Annotated in this window: 1 pseudogene; it reads right to left on the bottom strand. The window is 61.1% G+C overall.

What is annotated here, in order from left to right:
* Positions 1-532: pseudogene (locus tag AC629_RS47570) on the bottom strand (ISL3 family transposase); the annotation flags it as partial.

Consider the following 532-nt stretch of genomic DNA (forward strand, 5'->3'; position numbering starts at 1 on the left):
GCGAACGCGCTCGATCCAGGATGACAACTCAGCGGCGGCTCTGCGCCGGATCATCCCGTGGAATTCGGCTACGATCTCTCGAGCTTCGACAAGGGTGGGAACGCCAGCTTCGACGGCGGCGACAGTGATCGTCTCCGCCTTGGAGAGCGTATCCCGACCGACCGTCATGAGACGAACGATTGTTCTGGCCGATGGGATCCGGTGGAGGTTTTCAATATCGGCCTTTTCGGACCGCCGTCTGCGGGTCGTCCATTCGCCGACAACGCGAAGGGAGCCTCGGAAGCCGCGTACCCTTAAACGGCGCCAAAGTTCAGCGCCGTTTCGGCAACCGGCCGTCCATTGGTCGTCGAGCCATGGCAGATGCTGATCGAGTGAGTTCTGCCGGGTCCGGAAGATATCGTGGCGTTCGCCACGGATCACCTGTCGTATCAGCTTCCTGCTATGGCCGGTCTGGCGCACGATCTGCTTGATCGGCGTTCCGCCTTTCGACAGGCCCAAGATAGTTGCGTTGGTCTCTTCGCGGCGGAGATAG

Source organism: Bradyrhizobium sp. NAS80.1, assembly GCF_001908205.1.
GTDB lineage: Bacteria > Pseudomonadota > Alphaproteobacteria > Rhizobiales > Xanthobacteraceae > Bradyrhizobium.